16 protein-coding genes are annotated in these 20,660 nt (G+C 74.6%); 2 read left to right on the forward strand and 14 right to left on the reverse strand.

The window, feature by feature from the left end:
• Positions 1-2: 2 nt before the first annotated feature.
• Genes ACIQVI_RS00535 through ACIQVI_RS00545 form a run of 3 tightly spaced genes read right to left on the reverse strand, consistent with a single transcriptional unit; the run spans position 3 to position 5,185 of the window.
• Positions 3-1,697: an alpha-amylase family protein gene (locus ACIQVI_RS00535; RefSeq protein WP_403589563.1), complete on the reverse strand. Its 1,695-nt coding sequence runs from the start codon at positions 1,695-1,697 to the stop codon at positions 3-5.
• The gene (locus ACIQVI_RS00540; RefSeq protein WP_403589565.1) at positions 1,694-2,692 is read right to left on the reverse strand and encodes a TIGR03885 family FMN-dependent LLM class oxidoreductase; all 999 of its coding nucleotides are present in this window, start codon (positions 2,690-2,692) and stop codon (positions 1,694-1,696) included. Before ACIQVI_RS00540 ends, ACIQVI_RS00535 begins: the two co-directional genes overlap by 4 nt.
• Before the next feature lie 9 nt (positions 2,693-2,701).
• Positions 2,702-5,185, reverse strand: a complete 2,484-nt coding sequence (locus tag ACIQVI_RS00545) for an alpha-glucosidase (RefSeq protein WP_403589566.1) — start codon at positions 5,183-5,185, stop codon at positions 2,702-2,704.
• A gap of 223 nt (positions 5,186-5,408) precedes the next feature.
• On the opposite strand from ACIQVI_RS00545, the gene ACIQVI_RS00550 reads away from it, so the two are divergent.
• Together ACIQVI_RS00550 and ACIQVI_RS00555 are read left to right on the forward strand one after the other, a co-directional pair.
• Positions 5,409-6,884, forward strand: a complete 1,476-nt coding sequence (locus ACIQVI_RS00550; protein WP_403589568.1) for a hypothetical protein — start codon at positions 5,409-5,411, stop codon at positions 6,882-6,884.
• 26 nt (positions 6,885-6,910) lie between these two features.
• Complete coding sequence (locus ACIQVI_RS00555; RefSeq protein ID WP_351969707.1) at positions 6,911-7,240, forward strand: hypothetical protein; 330 nt, start codon at positions 6,911-6,913, stop codon at positions 7,238-7,240.
• A gap of 50 nt (positions 7,241-7,290) precedes the next feature.
• Here the strand turns inward: ACIQVI_RS00555 and ACIQVI_RS00560 are convergent, their stop codons facing one another.
• The 11 genes from ACIQVI_RS00560 to ACIQVI_RS00610 form a co-directional block, all read right to left on the reverse strand.
• A complete protein-coding gene (locus ACIQVI_RS00560; protein WP_403589570.1) occupies positions 7,291-8,634 on the reverse strand; it encodes a protein kinase in 1,344 nt (447 codons plus the stop codon).
• Positions 8,631-9,767, reverse strand: coding sequence for a PP2C family serine/threonine-protein phosphatase (locus ACIQVI_RS00565; protein ID WP_403589572.1), 1,137 nt, complete (start codon positions 9,765-9,767; stop codon positions 8,631-8,633). The genes ACIQVI_RS00560 and ACIQVI_RS00565 overlap by 4 nt, the downstream gene beginning before the upstream one ends.
• Positions 9,764-10,429, reverse strand: coding sequence for a tellurium resistance protein (locus ACIQVI_RS00570; protein ID WP_351969738.1), 666 nt, complete (start codon positions 10,427-10,429; stop codon positions 9,764-9,766). The genes ACIQVI_RS00565 and ACIQVI_RS00570 overlap by 4 nt, the downstream gene beginning before the upstream one ends.
• 118 nt (positions 10,430-10,547) lie before the next feature.
• Complete coding sequence (locus ACIQVI_RS00575) at positions 10,548-10,706, reverse strand: hypothetical protein (RefSeq protein ID WP_351969704.1); 159 nt, start codon at positions 10,704-10,706, stop codon at positions 10,548-10,550.
• Positions 10,703-12,352, reverse strand: a complete 1,650-nt coding sequence (locus ACIQVI_RS00580; protein WP_403589574.1) for a hypothetical protein — start codon at positions 12,350-12,352, stop codon at positions 10,703-10,705. Before ACIQVI_RS00580 ends, ACIQVI_RS00575 begins: the two co-directional genes overlap by 4 nt.
• Positions 12,353-12,380: 28 nt before the next feature.
• On the reverse strand, positions 12,381-14,876 hold the full coding sequence (locus tag ACIQVI_RS00585; protein ID WP_403589576.1) for a GTPase-associated protein 1-related protein: 2,496 nt from the start codon (positions 14,874-14,876) through the stop codon (positions 12,381-12,383).
• Positions 14,873-16,123 (reverse strand): hypothetical protein, encoded by a 1,251-nt coding sequence (locus ACIQVI_RS00590; protein ID WP_403589578.1) that lies wholly within the window; start codon positions 16,121-16,123, stop codon positions 14,873-14,875. The genes ACIQVI_RS00585 and ACIQVI_RS00590 overlap by 4 nt, the downstream gene beginning before the upstream one ends.
• 1 nt (position 16,124) lies before the next feature.
• Positions 16,125-18,578, reverse strand: coding sequence for a hypothetical protein (locus tag ACIQVI_RS00595; protein ID WP_403589580.1), 2,454 nt, complete (start codon positions 18,576-18,578; stop codon positions 16,125-16,127).
• A 159-nt stretch (positions 18,579-18,737) separates the two neighbouring features.
• On the reverse strand, positions 18,738-19,523 hold the full coding sequence (locus ACIQVI_RS00600; RefSeq protein ID WP_403589582.1) for an SDR family NAD(P)-dependent oxidoreductase: 786 nt from the start codon (positions 19,521-19,523) through the stop codon (positions 18,738-18,740).
• 11 nt (positions 19,524-19,534) lie between these two features.
• A complete protein-coding gene (locus ACIQVI_RS00605; RefSeq protein ID WP_403589584.1) occupies positions 19,535-19,774 on the reverse strand; it encodes a DUF397 domain-containing protein in 240 nt (79 codons plus the stop codon).
• Entirely contained in the window at positions 19,771-20,616 is an 846-nt protein-coding gene (locus ACIQVI_RS00610; protein WP_403589586.1) for a Scr1 family TA system antitoxin-like transcriptional regulator, read from the reverse strand. The genes ACIQVI_RS00605 and ACIQVI_RS00610 overlap by 4 nt, the downstream gene beginning before the upstream one ends.
• Positions 20,617-20,660 lie beyond the last annotated feature (44 nt).

Below are 20,660 nucleotides of genomic sequence, written 5' to 3' on the forward strand. Positions count from 1 at the left end.
GGTCAGACGCGGGTCGTGCGCTCCGGATCGTCCAGCGGGGTGTCCACCCGGAGCCAGCGGTAGCCGTACGGCGCCAGGGCGACGCCGACGCGGCCGCCGGCCGACGCCTCCACGGTGTCCCCGGTGAACACGTCGGTGAGCGTGCGGCCGCCCTCCAGACCGGGCACGGTGGCGGTCGCGCGGGTCTGCCGGGCCGAGAGGTTGTGCACGGCCAGGACGGCCCCTTCGGGCAGCGAGGCGAGGTGGGCCAGGACGCCGGGGTCGTCCACGTCGAGCACCTCGGTACGGCCCCAGGCGAGCTCGGGGGCCTCGCGGTACCGCTCGATCAGCGTCCGTACGCGCGTGAACAGCGAATCGGGATCGTGCGCCTGGTCCCGCACGTTCACCCGGCCCGGCCCGTACGCGCCCCCGGTCATCGGGTTGGGGAAGTCGCCCGCCGGGGCGGTGGAGAACCCGGCGCCCTCCTCCGCCGTCCACTGCATGGGGGTGCGGACGGCCTGCCGGCCCTCCGCGGCGAGGTTCTCGCCCATCCCGATCTCCTCGCCGTAGAAGAGGACGGGCGTCCCGGGCAGGGTGAACAGCAGGCTGTAGGCCAGCTCCACCCGGCGGCGGTCGCCGCCGACCATGGGCGGCAGCCTGCGGCGCAGCCCCCGGCCGTACAGCCGCATGTCCTCGTCCGGGCCGAAGGCCGCGAACACCTCGGCGCGCTCGTCCTCGTCGAGCTTGTCGAGCGTCAGCTCGTCGTGGTTGCGGACGAAGGTCGCCCAGTGCCCGTCGCGCGGGGCCTCCGGCCGCTCCCGCAGCGCCGAGGCCAGCGGTCCCGCCTCGCCCCGGGCGAAGGACAGGTACATCTTCTGCATCCCGATGAAGTCGAAGCACATGGTCAGCTCGTCGCCCCGCTCGGACTCCGGGTCCCCGAAGAACCGCAGGGTGTCGGGATAGGGCAGGTTGACCTCGCCGAGGAGGACCGCCTCGCCGTTGCGGCGGCCGAGGAAGGCCCGCAGGTCGGCCAGGTACTCGTGCGGGTCGGGCAGCGCGTCGGCGTCCTCCTGGCCGTCGGTCTCCAGGAGGAACGGGACCGCGTCGACGCGGAAGCCGGACAGCCCGAGCTGCGTCCAGAAGCCCATGATGCGGGCTATCTCGTCGCGCACGGCGGGATTGGCCACGTTGAGATCGGGCTGCTCCCGGTAGAAGCGGTGCAGGTAGTACTGCCCGGTCTTCTCGTCGTACTCCCAGAGGCTCTTCTCGGCGTCGGGGAAGACGATGCCGCTGGGCCCGTCCTCGGGCGGCTCGTCGCACCAGACGTACCAGTCGCGGCGCGCGGCCGTGCGGCTGGAGCGGGCCTCGCGGAACCACGGGTGCTGGTCGGAGGTGTGGTTGACGACCAGGTCGGCGATGACCCGGATGCCCCGGTCGCGGGCGGTCCGCACGAACTCCGTGAAGTCCCCGAGGGTGCCCAGGCGCGGGTCGACGGCGTAGAAGTCGGTGATGTCGTAGCCGTCGTCCCGCTCCCGGGTCGGATAGAACGGCATCAGCCAGACGCAGGTGACGCCGAGGCGGACGAGGTGGTCGATCCGCTGGGTCAGGCCCGCGAAGTCGCCGGTCCCGTCCCCGTCGCCGTCCTGGTACGTCTCCACGTCCAGGCAGTACACGACCGCGTTCTTCCACCACAGGTCGGAGGTCCTGGTCAGTCTCATCGGGCGCCCTCCACGACCGCGGGACCCGCCGGGGCCGCGTCGAGCCGGGGCAGCACCTTGTCGCCGAACGCGTCGAGGAACGCGCTCTGTTCGCGGCCCACGTGGTGCAGCATGACCGTGTCGAAGCCGAGGTCGGCGTACTCCTGGAGCCAGGCCGCGTGCTGCCCGAGGTCCGCCGAGACGTTCACCGCCCGCGCGACCCGCTCGGGCGTGACGTGCTCGCTGACGCCGTCGAACAGCTCGGCCGTGTCCAGGTCCCAGCTCACGGGCGGTCCGTGCACGTTGGTGCGCCACTGGTCGTGGGCGACGGCGAGGGCGGTGTCCGGGTCGGGGTCCCAGCTCAGGTGGACCTGGAGGCGGAGCGGACCGGCGCCGCCGGCGGAGCGGTAGGCGTCCACGATCCGGCGCAGCCGCTCGTGCGGGGCGTTGACCGTGATGAGCCCGTCGGCCCACTCCGCGCACCAGGCCGCGGTGGCCTCGCTGCACGCGGCGCCGATCAGCGGCGGCACGGTCTCGGGGCGGGTCCACAGCCGCGCCCGGTCCACGGTGACCAGGCCGTCGTGGCTCACCTCCTCGCCGCGCAGCAGCGCCCGGATGACGTCGACGCACTCGCGCAGCCGCGCGTTGCGCACGTCCTTGCGCGGCCAGCGGTCCCCGGTGATGTGCTCGTTGGACGCCTCGCCGCTGCCCAGGGCCGCCCAGAAGCGGCCCGGGTACATGGCGGCGAGGGTGCCGACGGCCTGGGCGACGATCGCCGGGTGGTAGCGCTGCCCCGGCGCGTTGACGACGCCGAAGGGGATGCGGTCGGTGGCCTGGAGGGCGGCGCCCAGCCAGGACCACGCGAAGCCGGACTCGCCCTGCCGGACGCTCCAGGGCGAGAAGTGGTCCGAGCACATGGCGGCGCCGAAACCGGCCTCCTCCGCGCGGACGGCCGCGGCCAGCAGGTCGGCCGGGGGCACCTGTTCGTGCGAGGCGTGGAATCCGTAGACGGTCATGGGCCGCGCCTACCCGGGGAGGCGCGGATCATCGGCGGTGCGGCCCGCGCCGATCGGGTCCCCCGCGCCCCGTGCGACCCGGCGGTGCACCCTCGCCTCCCAGGGCGCGAGGACCGTCCGCCCGTCCTCCGCCGGTGCGGACGGCCCGTTGCCCAGGACGAGTTCGGCGTCCTCCCAGCCGGGGAGGTCAACGGCCACCGTGTCGCCCGTGAAGTTGCCGACGACGAGCAGCGTCGTCCCCCCGTGGTGGCGGGTGAAGGCGTACACGCGCTCGTCCTCGGGCAGCAGCATCGTGAAGTCGCCGTGCACGACGGCCGGTTCGTCGTGGCGCAGGGCGATGAGCCGCCGGTAGTGGTGGTAGACGGAATCCGGATCCGCGTACGCGGCGGCGGCGTTGACCTCGGTGTGGTCCGGATTGACCGGGAGCCAGGGCGTGCCCGTGGTGAAGCCGGCCTGCGGGGAGGCGTCCCACTGCATGGGCGTGCGGGCGTTGTCCCGGCCCATCGCGCGCAGCCCCGGCAGGACCTCCTCGGGCTTCGCCCCCGCCTCCAGCGCCTGCGCGTAGTGGTTCAGGGACTCGATGTCCCGGAAGTCCTCGATGGTCCGCAGGGGCGCGTTGGCCATGCCCAGCTCCTCCCCCTGGTAGACGTAGGGAGTGCCCCGGTGCAGGTGCAGCACCGTGGCCAGCATGGTCGCGGACCGGGTGCGGTGGCTGGGGCCGTCGTCGCCGAAGCGGGAGACCACGCGGGGCTGGTCGTGGTTGTTCCAGTACAGGCTGTTCCAGCCGACGTCCGCGAGGCCGGTCTGCCAGCGGCCCAGGGACGCCTTCAGGTCGGTCAGCCGCAGCGGCCGAGGGTCGAACTTGTGGGCGCCGTGGTCGAGTCCGACGTGCTCGAACTGGAACACCATGTCGAGCTCGGCGCGGTCCGGGTCGGTGAACAGCCGGGCCTGCTCGACGGTCACGCCGGGCATCTCCCCGACGGTCAGCAGCCGCCCGGGGTACCGGGCCATCACCTCCCGGTGCATCTCCCGGAGGTACTCGTGGACGCGCGGCCCGCAGACGTAGGAGGGCGACCCGTCGCCGTACGGGCCGTCGCCGCGCGGCACCCCGTCGGGCAGCGCCGGGTCCTTGGAGACGAGGTTGACGACGTCCATCCGGAAGCCGTCCACGCCCCGCTCCAGCCACCACCGCATCATCGCGTGCACGGCCCGCCGCACCTCCGGGTTCTCCCAGTTGAGGTCGGGCTGCTTCGGGGAGAACAGGTGGAGGTAGTACGCGCCGCTCGCGGGGTCGCGCGTCCAGGCCGGGCCCGAGAAGAACGAGCCCCAGTTGTTGGGCTCGCGGCCGTCGCGCGGCGGGCGCCACCAGTACCAGTCGCGCTTGGGGCCGTCGGGGTCGCGCGACTCCCGGAACCACGGGTGCTCGTCGGAGGTGTGGTTGACGACCAGGTCCATGATCAGCTTCATGCCGCGCCCGTGCACCGCCGCGAGGAGGCGGTCGAAGGCCGCCAGGTCGCCGAAGACGGGGTCGATGTCCTGGTAGTCGCTGATGTCGTAGCCGTTGTCGTCCTGCGGCGACGGATAGACGGGCGAGAGCCACACCACGTCCACGCCGAGGTCCGCGAGGTGGTCCAGACGGCCGGTGACGCCGTCCAGGTCACCGATGCCGTCGCCGTCGGAGTCGGCGAAGCTGCGGGGGTAGATCTGGTAGACGACCGCGGACTTCCACCACGCGTCGGTCCGCTCTGTCACGCTGCCGGACGTCATCGACGGTCTCCTCCGGGGATCGGGGCCACGAGCCGTAGATTTCCTTTCCCGCATACGGCGTCCGAACCGGCCCGGAACCCCGGAACGACCCCCGGAGAACGCCCTAGGGGACGTCGCCCCGCCGGGCGTGGCCGGGGAGGGGTACCCGCCCCTCAGGCACCCGCCCCCCCCGGGCAGCGCACCCGTCCCGCCCGCCCCGCCCGCGCAGTGCGGGCAGCGCTCGCGGCCGTCCCACGCGGACCAGCCGAAGTCGGACGGGACGAGCGCGGGGCCCTCCAACTCGGCGCGGACGGCCTCACGGTAGGCCCAGACGGCGTCCAGATAGGGGTGGTAGACGTCGTGGAACGCGGAGGCCGAGACGCCGGCGCCCGCCGCGACCGTCCTCCGGAGGGCGCGCAGCCGCTCGAACATGGTCTGGCCCGTGCCCGCGATCCGCGCGCTGGCGTCGAGGAAGAGGCGCTCGCGCACCTCGTAGACCCGGGCGTCCGTCAGCGCCGCGCGGCTCGCCGCCTCCAGACCGGCCGCCCCGGCCCCGTCCTGCGCGAGCCGGCGCAGCTCCGTGTGGGCCGCGCCCGCCGCCGCGATGAACTCCGCGTAGACCTCCCGGCGGCGCTCCCGGAGGCCGCGCCGGTGTTCCTGACGGGTGCGCAGCCGGTCGGCGAGGACCGTACCCGCGATCGCGATCAGGCCACCGCCCAGCGTGGCGGCCAGCGTTCCCCACTCCATGCCGTTGTCCCCCCGTCGGCGTTCCGGAGGGGTTCCCCCGCTCCGTCCCTTCCCCCAGATCATGCCCGACGGCTCCGGGACGTCGACCCGACCCGACCCGGTCCGACCCGGTCCCTCCCGAACCCCGCCCACCCCGCGAAGAGCAGGGGCTTCCCTACCGATCCGGGGGACACGGCGGGCGCTCTTCCCTAGGGTGTGCGGTGACGCACAGGGGGAGAACCGCATGGCACGCAGACAGTTACGGACGCTTCCGACCTACCGCAAGGACGCGGTGACCCGGAAACTGTGCGCACACGTCCACCTCGACGAGGCCTTCGCCCGCGAGATGGACACCGAACTCACCGCGGACCGGATGACGGCGCTCGGGCTCCCCCTGGGGATCCACCTGATCGCCCTCGCCCGGCACGCGAGGGCCGCGGTCCGCCGGGCCGAGCGCCGCGACCGCGTCCTCTCCGTCCTCTTCCTCGCCCTCTGGGCGGGCGTCGCCCTGCTGGTGTGGAGCCTCGTGAATGGCGCCGCCCCTGGCCTGTGGGCGGGCGGCGCGGTCGTCGTCGGCTGCCTCGCCGGAGCCTGGTGGGCCGTCCACGACGCCCTGTCGGCCTCCTGGCGCGCGGCCCAGGAGGTGTACTGGGGCGGTGCCCGCCCCGAGACCCTCGCCGACCCCGTCGAACAGCGGGCCGAGCAGCGGCTGAAGTCCCTCGCCAAGGCCAACGTGGTGCCGTACGCGGCCGCCGCCGCCCACACCGACCCCTTCGTCGGCAGCGGAAAGCGGATCAAGGACGTCGTCTGGCAGCCCATCGACGTCTCGCGGCCCGCCGAGGACCCGGCGAACCCCGGCCGGAAACTGGCCATCGTCCCCTTCGACGCGGTGGACCTGCACACCTACGTCGCCAAGGAGATGGCGAAGATCGCGGGCCTCGAGGGCCTGCGGGCCAGGAACCGGCTGTACGTCTGCGGCGACCACGTCCCGCTCCTCGCCGACGAGCTCCTGGAGGAGCCGCAGGGCCGCCCGCGCGCCCAGATCGACACCGACCTCGTGCGCACCGGCCTGGTCAACCCCGGCGCGGGGATGCGGACCTTCCTCAGCCTGGAGCGCGTCAGCGACGGCGGCCGGGTGATCGTGACCATGCAGCTGCGGGCCCGGCTCCACCTCCCGCTCCTCTCCTGGGAGGTCCTGGTCTTCGTCATCCCGCCCCTGCACGCCGTCTACGACCACGTGGACGCCCTGCCGTTCGGCGGCTTCGAACGGGCCCGGAAACTCCTCGGGGCCACCCGGCGCTCCTGGTGGACCGCCCTGCGCGGCGCCGGGCGCCGCAACGGCGAGCGGCGCTCCCGCGCCCGCAACCGCTCCCGCGAACTCCGCCAGTGGCGCAGGGAGATCTCCGAGCGGCACGTCCTCTTCGACCACGGGGCAACCGGGAGCATCCGCGAGAGCGTCTCCTCCTGGGACCGGATGGTGCACAACGACCGCTCCGACTCCCGGGACTACCTGCACCGGCTCCAGGGCGGCGTCCTCACCGCCACCGAACGGTTCCTGGAGGCCCACCACGTGGACACCAGCTCGTACGAGCAGGCCGTCCAGGTGATCAGCACCCAGACGTACAACATCTCGGGCGACATCCACGGCAGCAACGTCGGCGGCCACGGCGTCGTCAACCAGCACGGACCGGGCGGACAGCAGGGCGCTCCGACCCCGTAGGGCCGGTCCTGAGAGGGAGGGAACCCATGAGCACGTACAACTTCCACGGCCAGGTGTCCGGAAGCAACATCGGGGACAACGGCCGGGTGGAGATCCACCAGTACGGGACGGACGCGGCGAGCGCCGTGGCGATGGCGGCCCGGCTCGTCCGCTGGCTCCGCGAGGAGGAGGCGGCCCGGGCCGCCGTCGAGCAGGCCGAGGCGGTGCACGGCGAACTCGTGAGCGCCGAGCGCGAGCAGCGGCCCGCCGACCGGGGCCGGATCCGGTCCGCGCTCACCGCCATCGAGCCCTACGTGACCGTCGGCAGCGGCGGTCTGGCCCTCGTCCAGGGGATCGCCGGAATCGTCGGCATGTGATCCCCCGGAGAGGAGCCCCGTCCGCCAGGCCCTGATCCGCCGGACAGGCCCTAGCGGGCCCGGACCTCGGCCCTGGCGCCGCCGTCCAGTTCCAGGGCGAGCCCGGACCGCAGCGGCACCGTCTGGCCGGGGACGACCTGCTGGGTGGTGCCGTCGGAGCGGGTGCCCGTCCAGGCCGTGGCCGACCGGTTGGCGAGCCCGTAGCGCCCCGGCTTCTGCGGGTGCTCCACGAGTTCGGCCACGAGGCTCTCCTCCGAGTAGTCGTGCCGGGAGGGCTCGGGGCTCAGGTGGTGCAGGTGGATCCGGGCGGTCCGGCCCAGCATGATGTGCCGCTCCGCCCTCGGCGGCGGGGTGGTCACCACCAGGCGGGGCGGCAGGACGAGGGTGGCGCGGCACCCGTCCTTCCAGCAGGTCCCCGGGGTGGTCGAGCCCGGCTCCGTCATGTTCTCCCGGCCGCAGTTCGCGCACTCCACCACGGCGTCCCGGACGGCCCGCAGCGCGTCCCGCCACTGCGACTCGCGCACCCGGGCCGAGGGCTCGCGCAGCCCGACCGTGAAGTTCTGGACGAACAGCGCCTGGAGGGAGGGCGGCACCAGCGGCCACAGGGCGAGCACGGTGGAGTGCTCGACGGGGTCCGGCCGGTTGTCCGTGTACTGCGGGTCGAAGACGAACAGCGGCTCGCGGCCGTACAGCTTGCGCTCCGCGTTCTCGTCCAGGCAGTGGATGGCCAGCTCCCGGGCGCCCTTGAGCGGGTGGTGGTTCATCAGGAACATGAACAGCAGCACCGACAGCGAGTGCAGGTCGCTCTGCGTCCCCGGCTGCGCGCCGGGGTCGCCGCGGACCAGCTCGGGCGCCATGAACCCCATGGTCCCGGAGATCCCGCTCCGGTCGCCCTCCACCACCGCGTTGTCGTTGTCGCAGACCAGGATCTCGCCGGTGGTCGGGTCGAAGAAGATGTTCCCCCAGGAGATGTCCCGGTACGCGATCCCCTTGGAGTGCAGCGCCTGGTACGCCTCCACCGTGTACAGGCAGGCGGTCAGGAGGGCCCGGAAGGACGTGCTCACCGTCCGCCGGAAGAGCTCGGGGAGGCCGCGGAAGCGGTCGGGGCGGACGTCCATGAGGTAGCCGAAGCGGTCGTCCCCGGCGCTGACGAAGGCCGTCGGCCAGAGGAACCTGTCGTCGTCGAAGTCCCGGGACACCAGGTCCTCGACGACCCTGCGCTGCTGCGGGGTGGCGCTGTCCGGGTAGTACCACTTGAGGGCCTTGACGCCGCCGCCGGGCAGTCCGACCCGGTACACCTCGCCCTGGCCGCCCGAGCCGAGCAGGCGGTCGACGACGATCGTCCTGCCGTCGTCCGTGGTCAGCGAGTCCCCACTGTCGAGCATCCCGTTCATGGACGTCCTGTCTCCTCATCGTGGATGCGCGGGTCCCGGGGGCTGTTCCCCGGCTCCTCCGCGACCTTCTCGGCGGCTTCGCCCGCGGCTCCGCCGAAGCCCTCTGCGGCACCCGCTGCGACGTCCTCTGCGACGCCCTCTGCGCCACCCTCTGCGACGCCCTCTCCGGCGGCACCGCCCACGGCCTCCCCCGAGGAGGCCTTCCCGGCGGCCTCTTCGGCGGTTGCGCCGGCGACCTTCCCGGCGGTCTCGTCAGCCGCCCTCCCCGCCGTCTCGTCGCCACCCCCTCCAGCGCCGTCGCCGTCCGTCCCGGCGACGGGCCGCCGGGCGAGCGCCAGGGTGGTGTCGTCGCCCGAGTGCCGGGAGGCCTCCTCCAGCCACCGGGGGATGTCCTCGGCGGTGCCCGGCAGGCCCCGCTCCGCCAGCCGCCGGTGGAGCCCGGCCGCGAACTCGGTGAAGCCGTCGTCCGAGACGAAGCTCTTCGACAGGCCGTCCGTGGACAGGGCCAGCAGCCGGGGCGCCCGCGCCGGATCGGGCAGCGGCTCCCAGTGCACCCGGACCAGCTGCCAGGCGTTCCGGGTGCACAAGGAGGCCGTCTCGTCGCCGAGTTCGGCCCGCGCGGGGGCCAGCGGCAGCCTGACCCGCCCGTCGTCGTCCACCACGGTCAGCTCGCCGTCCCCCAGCTGCCAGGCGACGAACAGGTCCGGCGTGAGAACCGCGCCGATCAGCGTCGACCCGTACAGCCGCAGGATCGCCCCGGGGGACGCCGGGTCCCCGTCCGGGGTGGGGTCCCGCTCCCAGTGGCCGAGGACCTTGCCCTGCCAGTCCCGGACCAGCCGCTCCGGCAGGCCGATCCGGGCGTAGTCGCGCAGCCGCCCGCGCCAGCCCGCCCGGTCGCGCCGGGCCACGGAGGTGGCGAACTCGAACGCCCGGTGCGCGAACAGGTCCGTCGCGTACTGGGCCCCGACGTGGCTCCTCGGATACGCGGCGGAGCCGTGCCCGTCCGCCACGGTGAGGATCAGCGGGTCCTCGGCCGTACCGGCGCCGCGGACCAGACAACGGTCCTGGTTCCGCGCCTTGTTGACGCCCCGCACGCTCTCGTGGAAGGTCTCCCAGGTCGGCAGCGCGCTCACCACACGTCGTCTTCGTCGTCGTCGGCGAGGACGGGGGGCGCGTACGGCGCCGGCTTGGTGGCGGTGTCGTTCGCACCGGCCACCGGCTGCGAGGCCGCCTTGACCGCGGCCGTCGAGGCCCAGCGGATCGCGGCGGCCAGCTGCTTGGGGCTGTTGGCGTCGAGCGGGCGCAGCTCCGGATTGGCCAGGAACTCCTGGAGCACGCTCCGGTCGGCGTCGGCGCCGATCGCGATGGCGACCCGCACCGCCTTGCGCCCCCACGGGGTGGCGTCGATCGCCTTGAGGCCCGCGCGCCAGTCGTCCGTGGGCACGCCGTCCGACACCAGGGCGATCACCGGCTTGAGGGCGCGCTCGGGCATCGGAGGGGTGCGCAGCTCGCCGGCCACCAGCTGGAGGGCCTCACCGAGGTTGGTCGTGCCGTCGGGCTGCACGTCCTGCCAGGTGAAGTCGTCCACCGCGACGGGGTCCTTGTGGTGCCAGCGGGCGGTGGTGGAGAAGGTGATCGTGCGCAGCAGCAGTTGCGCGGCCGGGTTGTCGTGCGCCACCGAGCGCATCTCCGGGATCGCCTCCCGGATCGCGTAGTTCAGCTGCCCGATCTTCTCGCCGAGCATCGAGTACGAGCAGTCGAGCAGCCAGATGAAGTGCACCGGGCGGTTCGCCATCGGGCCGCCGGGGATCTCGGTCACGAGCATCCTCCTGAGGGTGGGTAGGGATCGGATGGTGCGGAAACTGAGCAGGGAGAGGAGCGGAGGGAGCGGGGGAGGGGGGAGGGGGCGTGGGTCAGCTCTCCTCCCACAGCCGCCACACCTCGTCGACCAGGCCGGGAAGCCCGTACAGGGCGCCGAGCACGGCCGCCCCGAAGACCACGACGCACGCCGTGGCGAACAGCGCCGTGAGCGCCTTGCGGGCCCGCGCCACGCGCGGAGTCACCACCGTCATCCCCGTCGGACCCCCTGTCCCTTCGCGCCGGTGCGGATCGTGCCGCCGAGGCCGCGCTGCCGGGGGACCGTCCCCCGCGACTCGACCAGGTCCCCGACCCGCAGGCCGGTGCGGGCGAGCAGCCACAGGACCGGCTCCGCCGCCCGCCGCCGCTCGCTGTCCAGGGCCCCGTCGCCGGTGGCCGCCGAGGCGCTGACCGCCCAGAAGCCCGCCGCCCCGAAGTCGTGCGTGAAGCCGCGGACGAGCCCGCCGAGGCCGATGGCGCAGAGCCAGTCGTCGACCCGCGCCCCCGCGGCGGGCAGCGCCTCGACGCGGTCCAGCACGTCCCGTTTGGTGACCACCACGGCCGCGGGCAGGTCGCCGCGTCCGCCGGTGAGCGAGGCCAGCTCGCCGGTGAGCCCCTGGTAGGTGTCCACGGGCCCCTGGGCGGCGGGCCGGGCCTCGCCTGCGAGGGTGTCGTCCGCGCCGCTCAGCGCCCGCCGGACCGTACGGTCGGCCAGGACGTCGACGACGAAGAGGACGCCGTCCGCGTGGGCGAGGTACTGCTGTTCGCGCACCCGGTCGGCCCGGTGCAGCGACTCGCCCATGGGGTCGTAGAGGTACAGGAGCCGTCTGCGCAGCCCCTTGCCCACCACGATCATCCAGGCGCGCTGGTCGCCCTGCGTCTTGAGGGCCCAGTCGTTCCGGTCGATCTCCCGGTCGAGCGCCTCGCTGTCCCGCTGGTCCGCGTCCGAGGCGAACTCCACGGTGAGGTTCCCGCGCTCCGCCCAGGAGCGGAGCCCCGCCACGACGGCCGCCAGGAGCATCGTCTTGCCCGAGGACGAGCCGCCGATCAGGGGGACGTGGACCACGCGGGTGGTCCCCGCCGACGGCGGCAGCGGACGTGCGCAGGACGGGCATTCGGCCGGGACGCCGGAGCGGCCCGCGAAGAGCGCGGAGGGGAGCCGGCCACCGCAGCGGCAGGTGTGCCGGAACACTCCGTACCGCCCCGGCACCAGCGAGGTGTGGACCGCCTGGCACCGCGGGCAGGGGTGGGCCGCCCGGGGGAACGGCCGGTGGCAGTCGGGGTGCGGGCAGACCGTCCGGACCCGGCGCAGCAGCAGCCAGCCGCGCTCCGCCCCCCGTACGGCGCCCACGGTCAGGATCCAGCCGGTCCAGAGGAGGGCGACGCACGCGCAGAACACGACGACGACGCCCGTGTGCAGTGCGGCGGCGAGCAGTGCGGCGACGGTCGCGCCGGCCGCCGTGCCCGGCGCCACGAGCCGCATCGTCAGACGGGTCAGCGTGTTCTTGCCCCGCCGGTCCGTCCCCGGCCGCCGCCCCCGGAAGAGCCTCGCCGCGACGGTGCGCGTCCAGTGCCCCCACCAGCGCTGCCACAGGGCGCGGTACGAGCGTCCCACCGCCGTGGTCGTGTCGATCCACACCTGGCCGTGCCAGTACGACGGGTGGGCCGGTTCCGTGCCGATCGTGAGGACCCGGAGGTCCGGCCGCCCCGGCTGGAGCGGGCCCAGCGCCCGCGCCGCGCTCCGGCACGCGGTGGTGAGGAACTGCCAGAAGGCGTACGCGCAGCAGACCAGGAGGCCGGTCACGGCCCAGAACGCCAGCAGTACGACGACGACGGTCCTGGTGAGTTCGTCGCCGGTCATGTCGTCCGTCCCCTCTTCCGTGCCTCCGTCATCGCGGGTCCCCCTTCCCCTCGGGCCGTTCGACGTCGCCCCGCCAGGCCGACGACGGCGTCTCCGGGGCACGTCCGCGCCTGCGGAAGAGGCGGACCAGGGCGCTCGCGGGCCGGTTCCACTCCCGGAAGTCGTAGACGCGGCCGATGGCCAGGAGCGACAGCTGCTCCTCCACCTTGCGGACGTTCTCGTCGGACAGGTCCCGCACGGCGGGGCGCAGCACCTCGTCGAGGAGTGCCCGGCGCGTCAGGTCCCACGCGGGGCTCGCTCCGGCGTGCGCGTTCCAGTCGACGAAGCAGTTGGCCGTCCGGAGGGGGACCGACCGCAGCACGTTGCGGAAGAGGGGCGTGCGGGCCGCCGAGGCGTACGCGTCGATGACGTCGAGGTCGTCGCTGCGGGCCAGTTCGCCGAGTTCGTCGGCGGGCCGGTCCGGGCTCAGGAGCCGACGGGCCAGGGCGGCCGCGGCGCGCCTGCGGACGTCGGGGCGCGCGGAGTCGGAGAGCGCCCGGACCCGGGCCGTCCAGCCGCCCTGCGCGCTGCCGTCCTCCTTCTCCTCCAGGTCGTGGACGAGGGACAGCAGCTTGAGGTCGTTCAGGACCGAGCTTCCGACGGACTCGGGCGCGGCCGCGAGGACCTGGCGGGCCAGGAGCGGTGCCTCCGCGTCCTCGGTCGGCGCCTCGACGGCGGCGGTCACCAGGTGGTCCCAGGTCCCGGCGGCGACGTGCGGCCGGGGCCCGGTCTCGCTCAGGAGCAGGGAGGCCTCGGCCGCGGTCGGCCCCCGGTCCTCCCAGACCAGGGCGACCGCCGTGCGCAGGGCCAGCGGGTCCCCGTGGGGGGAGGCCCCGGCGACCCGGAGCAGCCGGTGCAGCTCGCCGTTCCGGTCGTGTCCGGGGACGCCGGACCCGCCACCGGACCCGGCCGCCGCGCACATCAGGAGGTGGGGCACGGCCCGGACCCCGTGGAGGGGGAGCCGGGCGCCCCGCAGGGCGCGGGCGGTCCCCGGCGGGTCGTCGGCGGCCCGGGCGTCGAGGTGGACGAGCACCAGGTCGAGAAGGCGACCGGGCTCCGCGAACGCGTCCCGCAGGGCCTCCGCCGCAGCGGCACCGGACCCGGCCCCGGAGAGCAGACCGTCCCCGATCCGCTCGGCCAAGGGCGCCGCCAAGTCGTCGTGGCTGACCCCGAGCAGTCGGGCCACTCGCAGCAGTTCAGTGACCCGGGCCAGCGGCGTGAGCGGGTCCCGGAGCGCCCGGCGCAGCTCCTCGCCGGACTCGGCGGCCAGCCGGCTCCGGTACGGCTCGGGCAGCGCGCCCGGCGGCAGCGGCGGCAGGGCGGTCGTCCCGCCGCGCAGGGCCCGGTCGACGAGCCGCGCGGTGAGCGGGGCCGTCAGGGCGGCGGGGACGGTGCCGTGCAGCGCGTCCAGGAGGCCCGCCAGCGCGTCCGACGGGAGTTCGGGCGTCCCCGGGACGGCCTCGCAGACGGCTTCGAGGAAGCGGGCGAGCGTCGGCTCGTCGAGGGCGGCGGGGTGCGCCCGCACCCAGGCGGCCGCTTCGGTCCGGGCGTCCTCGGGGACGGCGACGCCCCGCACCAGCGCGAGCGCGGCCAGCGGACCCGCCGCGAACGGCGCCGCCGCGTACTCCTCCCCGGCCGCCTCGCACGCCTTCCGGAAGAGCGGGAGCGCACCGGCCGTCAGGACGGCCGCCGCCGTGCGCGCCCAGAGGTCGGCCGGGACGGCGGGCGCCGCCGAGGGGTCGGAGCAGTCGTGGACGCTGTACCGGTGCGGCTGTCCGGCCACGGACCGGACGTCCTCCGGGCGGACCCCGACGAACTGCTGCCGCGCCTGCTGCGGACGCCGGGTGTACGTGGTGAACGTCAGGTCGCGGGCGAAGTCCCGGGGCAGCGCGGTGCACGCCAGCATCACCCAGTGCGCGATCCGCCCGGTGTCCTCCTCGGCCAGGACGACCTGCGGGGCGTGCGGGCTCTCCGCGAGCCGCCGCAGATCGGCCAGGACGGCCGCGAGCCAGGGCGTCCGGTCGGCCGCGAAGGCCGCGAGCTCCGCCCGGAGCGCGTGCGGGGGCAGGGGCGTGAGGCCGCCGAGCGGCGGCGCCCCGTCCTCCGGGGTGCGGTCCGCCCACTCGGGCGCGCCCCACGCGGCGATCGGTGGCATGTCGCCGGACAGCCGCTCGCCGGCCGCCAGGTGCACGGCGTGCGCGTGGAAGTTGCCCCACCGCCCGCTGTAGTCGGCGCCCGTGTACACGGTGCGGCTGAGCAGTCCGCTGCCGTCGGAGAGCCGGGTGTGGCTGAACATCTCGGGAAACAGCGCGAGGTCGTCGGGGGTGGGGCGCGACGGGGCGTCCCGGGGCGGCTCGTACCCGATGAGCTGTTCCGCCTCGCGCAGGACGGACGCCGGGACGCCCGGCGTGACGGCGGTGAACCGGAAGCCGGAGCCGTCCGGTCCGGGCGGGGCCGAGGTGTAGTGCATCTGGGGCAGGCTCATGCCGCGGACTCCCCCTTGCGGGCGCCGTCGCGCGGCGGCTTGGCGACCGGGATCAGGCCGCGCAGCCCGAGGAGCCACAGCAGCGGGTCCTCGACGCGGACCGGCTGCGGACCGGACTTGGGCGCGTCGGCGGGGGCGTCGGCGGGCGGCGGCGCGCCCAGCGCCGAGAGGCCGAAGAGCGACACCGAGGAGAAGTCCCGCTCCAGCTGCCGCCAGAGCGCCCCGGAGTCCCAGCCCTCCAGGAGGGACCGGGCCTCCTCGTGGACGGCGATCCGGTCGGCCTCGTCGAACCGGCCGCCGGAGTGCGGGGTGTTGCGCAGCAGCGGGGAGTGCGGGTCGAGCAGCGGGCGCAGCGCGTCCGTCTTGGTGACGGCGACGGCGAGCGGGGTGTCCACCCGGCCGCGCGAGCCGCTCCGCCGGTGGGACCGCAGCTGGGTGGCCACGTCGGCCGCGATCTGGAGGGCCGGGGTCTCGCGCGAGGGCAGCGGCGGCCCGCCGTCCTCGGGCAGCGCGTCCCGCACCGCCCCCAGCTGGAGGGGGTCGACGAGCAGGATGATGCCGTCCGCCGCGCTCAGGTAGTGGGTGTAACGGGCCATCGACTCGGCCGACTTGAGGTCCTCCCCGGCCGCGTCGAAGAAGACGAGCGCCGTGTGCCGGGTGCCCCGGCGGCCCTGCCGGGGCAGGCTCAGCCGGTAGAGCAGCGGGTCGTTGAAGCCGGTCGCGGCGGGCCGGGTGGTGCCGGGCAGCCGCAGCCGTTCGTAGAGGTCCTCGGCCATCTCGCGGTCGCGGTTCTGGCTCTCGTCGCCCATGGCGGCCAGCGCCGCCCCGTACGCCTGCCCCACCCGGTGCCGCAGCTCGTTGACGAGCACGGACACGTAGGTGCTCTTGCCGGACGACTTGGCGCCGACCAGCGCGATGATCCGGCTGTCCTGGGCGCAGTAGTCGCTGGGCAGGTCGCTGTGGCAGGCCGCGCACACCCGTACGGGGGTGGCCACCCCGCAGTGTGGGCACTCGGCGCGCCCGCCCCCGCCGCGCAGCCGCCCGAGGCTGCGCGGCGGCGGGAACACCGGTCCCTTCATGTACGCGGCGGGCGGCGCGGCGGAGCCGGTGAAGCTGGCCCACAGGTCGTCGCGCTCGGGGTCGCAGGGGGTGCCCCCGCGCAGGCCGGTGCGGGACATCAGACAGCGGTAGGGCAGGCGCGAGGCCTGGGAACGGTCGAAGCAGTACGGGCAGATCACCGTCGTCATGTCAGCGCACCACCAGGGTCGAGAGGGCTGGTTCTTCGAGCCGCGCGGAGGCGGCGTGCTCGCCGGCCAGGAACGCGCGCAGGGCGTAGGGCGGGCGGAGGAGCCCGGGGGACAGTTCGCGGGTGGTGTGCGGCGAGGCCGCCAGGTCCGCCCCGGTCAGCCGGACGAGGACGTCGCCGTCGTCCCGGTGCCGGGGGCGGGCGGAGGCCGTGTCGCCGCCCCGGCGGACGAGGACGAAGTCGGGGAGGGGGCAGCCGGGGTCCGCCCCGGCGACCGTCACCTCGACCCCGGCGGACACCACCTTGCGCGTGAGGCCCCGGCGGCGGACCACCAGCCGGTAGGAGACGACGACGTCCCCGGGCAGCACGACCGAGGCGGGGGCACGCCGGACGACGACCGTACGACTCGCCGCGCCCGCACCCGGACCCGAGGCGCCCGGTCCCGAAGCGTCCGATCCCGAAGCACCCGGTCCCGAGACGCCCGGTCCCGAGACGCCCGGCCTCGAAGCACCCGATCCCGAAGCACCCGATCCCGAGGAGCCCGATCCCGAAGCCCCCGGCCCCGACGCGCCCGCCTCGGGAGCGCCCGTCTCCGGCGCGGCCGCCGTCGGTTCGTGCCGTGAGGCGGCGCGCACGTCGATCCGGGCGGCGGACGGGCCGACGGGCAGCCGCAGGCCCTCCCGGAGGAAGCGGGAGCGGCTGACCCGGACGCGCTCCCGGACCCCCCGCCGCTCCCACGAGGCCTCGACCGAACCGGCGTCGGCGGGCCAGTCGAAGACGAGCCTGACGTGCCCGTCGGACTCGCGCAGCGCCCGCAGCCCGGTGACGGGCGCGGGCACGTCGAGCCGTACGGAAGGACCGACGACGGCCCGCTCCCCGAGCACGGTCACCCCGGCGACGAGACCCGAGAAGGCGGACGGGGGCTCGACGGGCCGGTCGGTGCCGTACGCGGCCCAGGGGAGCGGCGCGGGCAGCGCGTCGGTGCGCAGACCGGTCCCCGGCGGCGGTGTCCCGGCGGGATCGGCCCAGGCCACGAGGCGGACCTCGGTGCCGGCCGGTCCCCGCCCGGTGAACCGGACGCCCCCCTCGGGGTCCGCCTCGGCGGTGAGCGAGGCGAGCGCCTCCGGCCACGGATGGACGGTCGCCGCGGCCCGTACGCCCGCCGACTCCACGTCCTCGCCCCGGGGCGAGGGGTGGTGGCAGACCACGCGGACGGAGTAGGGGCCCGGCGCGAGCCCCGTGAAGGCGTGCGTGTCCGTCCGGGCGTCGGCCCCGTGCCGCGCGACGACGTCCCCCGGGGGCGCGGAGGCCGTTCCGGCGTGGAGGGTGACCGTCACGCGTCCGGTGCGGGGCGGCCGGGTCCAGCGGACGGTGAGCCGCGCGGGCCCGTCCGTGACGGCGAGGTCCTCGACGTCGGGGGCGATCAGGAGGGGATGCGACACGAGCGGGAGGGCGTCGGGGACGCCGTCGCGGGTCGGGAACACCGCGTACCGCACCAGGGTCCCCCGTAGGGGGTCGGGGTCGACGGCGGTCTCCCGGGACCCGGGACCGGGGGCGGACAGCGGCACGATCGCCGGCCGGTCCGTGCCCCGGGTGAGCCGGACCAGCCGCCGCCCCGTCCCGTCGGACCCCGTTCCGCCGGACCCCGCCCCGTCCGGCACCGGCCAGGAGAGCAGGACCCGGTCGCCGGTGAGCCGGACGGAGAGGAGGGCGTCCTCGCGGGGGCGGGGCCGCTCCAGCATGATCAGGCCGCGCGTCGCCGTGTCGTCGTCGGCGGCCGTGCCGAGGGCGTCCAGGTAGTGGCGGCCGGCCGTGTGCGGGTCCCGGGCGGCGCGGGCGGCGGCGAGCGAGCGGTCGCAGCGGTCGAGGCGCAGGGCGAGCCGGGCGGCGAGGGTGGTGAGGGCGGGGTCCGCCTGGACCGCGGTGGTGCCCAGGGTGTCGAGGGCCCGTCCGACGGCCCGTAACCGCCGCTGCCGCCAGAGCCGTCCGAGCGCGTCCGCCGCCTTGCGCTGCCGGGCGTCGAGGACGGGCACGGTCCGGACGGCCTGCGCCAGGACGGCCGTCTCGGACGGCTCGACCCCGGCTAAGGACGCCCGGCTCCCGCCCCCCTGGAGGAGCGGGATCAGCTGGTGGAGCAGGACGCGCCGCAGCAGGGCCGGGTCGCGTTCCTGGACGTCCGCGAGCAGCTCCAGGAGCGGGGCCCGCGACGGATCGGCGGCGGCGAGGGCGCGCAGCCGGGCCGCGTCGACGTGCCGCCGCCGCGACCCCGCGCACAGGAACAGGCCGTCCACGAAGGACAGCGACTCGCCGCTCCCGACCAGGGCCTCGCCGAAGTGGTCGACTCCCGCGGCCATCTGGCGGGACATCAGCTCGTCGTACTCGGGGACGAGCGGGGCGAGGGGGAGGGGACCCAGTGCGCGGGGCAGGCCCGACCGTTCTCCGAACCCCCGTCGCATTCCCGTCCTTTGTGCTCGTACCGCTACCCGCTGGGGGTACATCTCAGCAGAAGAACCGGCACCCCGGAGGAGATTTACTCCTATTACCCGACGTGCCGGTAAGCGTGCGCAGAGTGATCACCGGCGGCCCGGAGGGACGGCCTCCGGGACCGGACCGGTTCAGTGGACGGACAGCCCGCCGTCCACGAAGAGGGAGTGTCCCGTGACGTACGCGGAGGCGGTGCTCGCCAGGAAGACGGCCGCGCCCGCGAAGTCCTCCGCGAGCCCGTTGCGGCCGATCAGCGTCCGGGCGGCCAGCGCGGCGACCTTCTCGGGGTCGGAGGCGAGCCGCTCGTTCAGCGGGGTCAGGACGACCCCGGGCACGAGCGTGTTGGCCGTGACCCCGTACGGGGACCACGCCTCCGCCTGCGAGCGGGCCAGCGACTCCAGGCCGCCCTTCGACACCCCGTACGCCCCGCTCTGCACGAACGCGCGGTGCGCCTGCTGCGAGGTGACGTGGACGATCCGCCCGAAGCCGCGCTCGGCCATCCCCGGCCCGAACCGCTGACCGAGCAGGAAGGGCGCCTCCAGGTTCACGGTCATCGTCGTGTCCCAGACGTCCTCGCCCAGCTCGCCCAGCGGGGGCCGCAGATTGACGCCGGCCGAGTTCACCAGGATGTCCGGCTCCCCGAACACGGCCGCCGCCTCCTCGGCCCCGGACCTGATCCCCTCCCGGGTGCTCAGGTCCGCGCTCACCCAGGCCGCCCGGCAGCCGTCGGCCGTCAGCTCGTCCACGGTCGCGACGAGCCCGGCCTCCTGGCGCGCGAGCACCACGACCTTCGCCCCGGCCCGCGCCAGGGCCCCGGCGATGGCCCGGCCGATACCGGAACTTCCTCCCGTGACGAGGGCGGTGCGCCCGTCGAGGGAGAAGAGGCCGGAGAGGTAGTCGGCCGGGTTCGCGCTCATGGCGATGCCGCTCAGCCCAGCCGGGTCAGGAACGCGGACCAGGCGGCGGGGGAGAGGGCGAGCTGCGGACCGGTCACGTTCTTGGAGTCGCGAACGTGGACGGTGGAGGGGCAGGAGGCGACCTCTACGCAGTCGCCGCTCCCGCCACTGCTGTAGCTGGACTTGTGCCAGGACAGGGCGACTTCTACGCAGTTGTCGCCGCTGCCGCTGCTGTAGCTGCTCTTGAACCAGGCCAGGTCAGTGTTGCTCATAGTGCTCCTCGGATCTCCTGCAACAGGCTCATGGAGTCCTCTGCGGAAAGAGCCTGTGCTCGCATCCTGGCATACCGCTTCTGGAGGATGCTGACCACTTTGGTCTCGGAGATGAGGAGGCCGTTCTCCTGGCCCTCGCTGTAGGCGTACCACCTGTTCTCCGGAGTCTCCAGGAGCCACAAGGGGCCGCTGAGGCCAGCATGGTGTCCACGCGAGTGCGGCATGATCTGGACATCGATGTTGCGCCGGGCGGCGATGTCGATGATGTGGTCGATCTGCTCGCGCATGACCTCCGGGCCGCCCGTCCGGCGGCGCAGCACGTGCTCCTCGACGATGAAGCTGTAGATCGTGTGGGGGCGATCGGTGAGCAACTTCATCCGCTCGACACGGGCCACGAGCTTCGACTCGATCTCGTCGTCGCCCAGCCCCGGGATCTGGTCGTCGAACAGCGTCTTGGCATACGCGGGCGTCTGGAGCAACCCCGGCACCAGCCGGTTCTCGTACGTGTAGAGCGTCACCGCCTTGAGTTCCAGCTTCGCCCACTGGCGGAACCACTTCGCGAGGCCCGGCTTGCGCGTCAGGTGCTTCGCCGTGCCCCGGATCACCCCGAACGCGTCGAGCACCACCTCCGCCTGTTCCACGAAGTCGTCGGACGGGAAACGCCTGCCCTGCTCGATCGAGGCCACCGTCGGCACGGAGTACCCGACGCGCGGCGCGAAGGTCTCCTGGGTCAGTCTGGCCCGCTTGCGGAAGGCCTTGACCACCTCCCCGAAGGCCTTCAGGCTGTCTGCCGTCTCCGGTTCGCTCCCGCTCTGTCCCTCGTCCGGCACTGCGTCCGTCACTCCGGCCACCTCCCGCACCTGTGCGCTCGTCTGAACGGCTCCAT

The sequence above is a fragment of the Streptomyces sp. NPDC098101 genome, from assembly GCF_044760185.1.
Classification (GTDB): domain Bacteria; phylum Actinomycetota; class Actinomycetes; order Streptomycetales; family Streptomycetaceae; genus Streptomyces.

Excerpts from the sequence above, each read along its gene's own strand:
- ACIQVI_RS00535 (WP_403589563.1), bottom strand. The coding sequence starts at position 1,697 with ATGAGACTGACCAGGACCTCCGACCTGTGGTGGAAGAACGCGGTCGTG.
- ACIQVI_RS00540 (WP_403589565.1), bottom strand. The coding sequence starts at position 2,692 with ATGACCGTCTACGGATTCCACGCCTCGCACGAACAGGTGCCCCCGGCC.
- ACIQVI_RS00545 (WP_403589566.1), bottom strand. The coding sequence starts at position 5,185 with ATGGAGTGGGGAACGCTGGCCGCCACGCTGGGCGGTGGCCTGATCGCG.
- ACIQVI_RS00550 (WP_403589568.1), top strand. The coding sequence starts at position 5,409 with ATGGCACGCAGACAGTTACGGACGCTTCCGACCTACCGCAAGGACGCG.
- ACIQVI_RS00555 (WP_351969707.1), top strand. The coding sequence starts at position 6,911 with ATGAGCACGTACAACTTCCACGGCCAGGTGTCCGGAAGCAACATCGGG.
- ACIQVI_RS00560 (WP_403589570.1), bottom strand. The coding sequence starts at position 8,634 with ATGAACGGGATGCTCGACAGTGGGGACTCGCTGACCACGGACGACGGC.
- ACIQVI_RS00570 (WP_351969738.1), bottom strand. The coding sequence starts at position 10,429 with ATGGCGAACCGCCCGGTGCACTTCATCTGGCTGCTCGACTGCTCGTAC.
- ACIQVI_RS00575 (WP_351969704.1), bottom strand. The coding sequence starts at position 10,706 with ATGACGGTGGTGACTCCGCGCGTGGCGCGGGCCCGCAAGGCGCTCACG.
- ACIQVI_RS00580 (WP_403589574.1), bottom strand. The coding sequence starts at position 12,352 with ATGACCGGCGACGAACTCACCAGGACCGTCGTCGTCGTACTGCTGGCG.
- ACIQVI_RS00585 (WP_403589576.1), bottom strand. The coding sequence starts at position 14,876 with ATGAGCCTGCCCCAGATGCACTACACCTCGGCCCCGCCCGGACCGGAC.
- ACIQVI_RS00590 (WP_403589578.1), bottom strand. The coding sequence starts at position 16,123 with ATGACGACGGTGATCTGCCCGTACTGCTTCGACCGTTCCCAGGCCTCG.
- ACIQVI_RS00595 (WP_403589580.1), bottom strand. The coding sequence starts at position 18,578 with ATGCGACGGGGGTTCGGAGAACGGTCGGGCCTGCCCCGCGCACTGGGT.
- ACIQVI_RS00600 (WP_403589582.1), bottom strand. The coding sequence starts at position 19,523 with ATGAGCGCGAACCCGGCCGACTACCTCTCCGGCCTCTTCTCCCTCGAC.
- ACIQVI_RS00605 (WP_403589584.1), bottom strand. The coding sequence starts at position 19,774 with ATGAGCAACACTGACCTGGCCTGGTTCAAGAGCAGCTACAGCAGCGGC.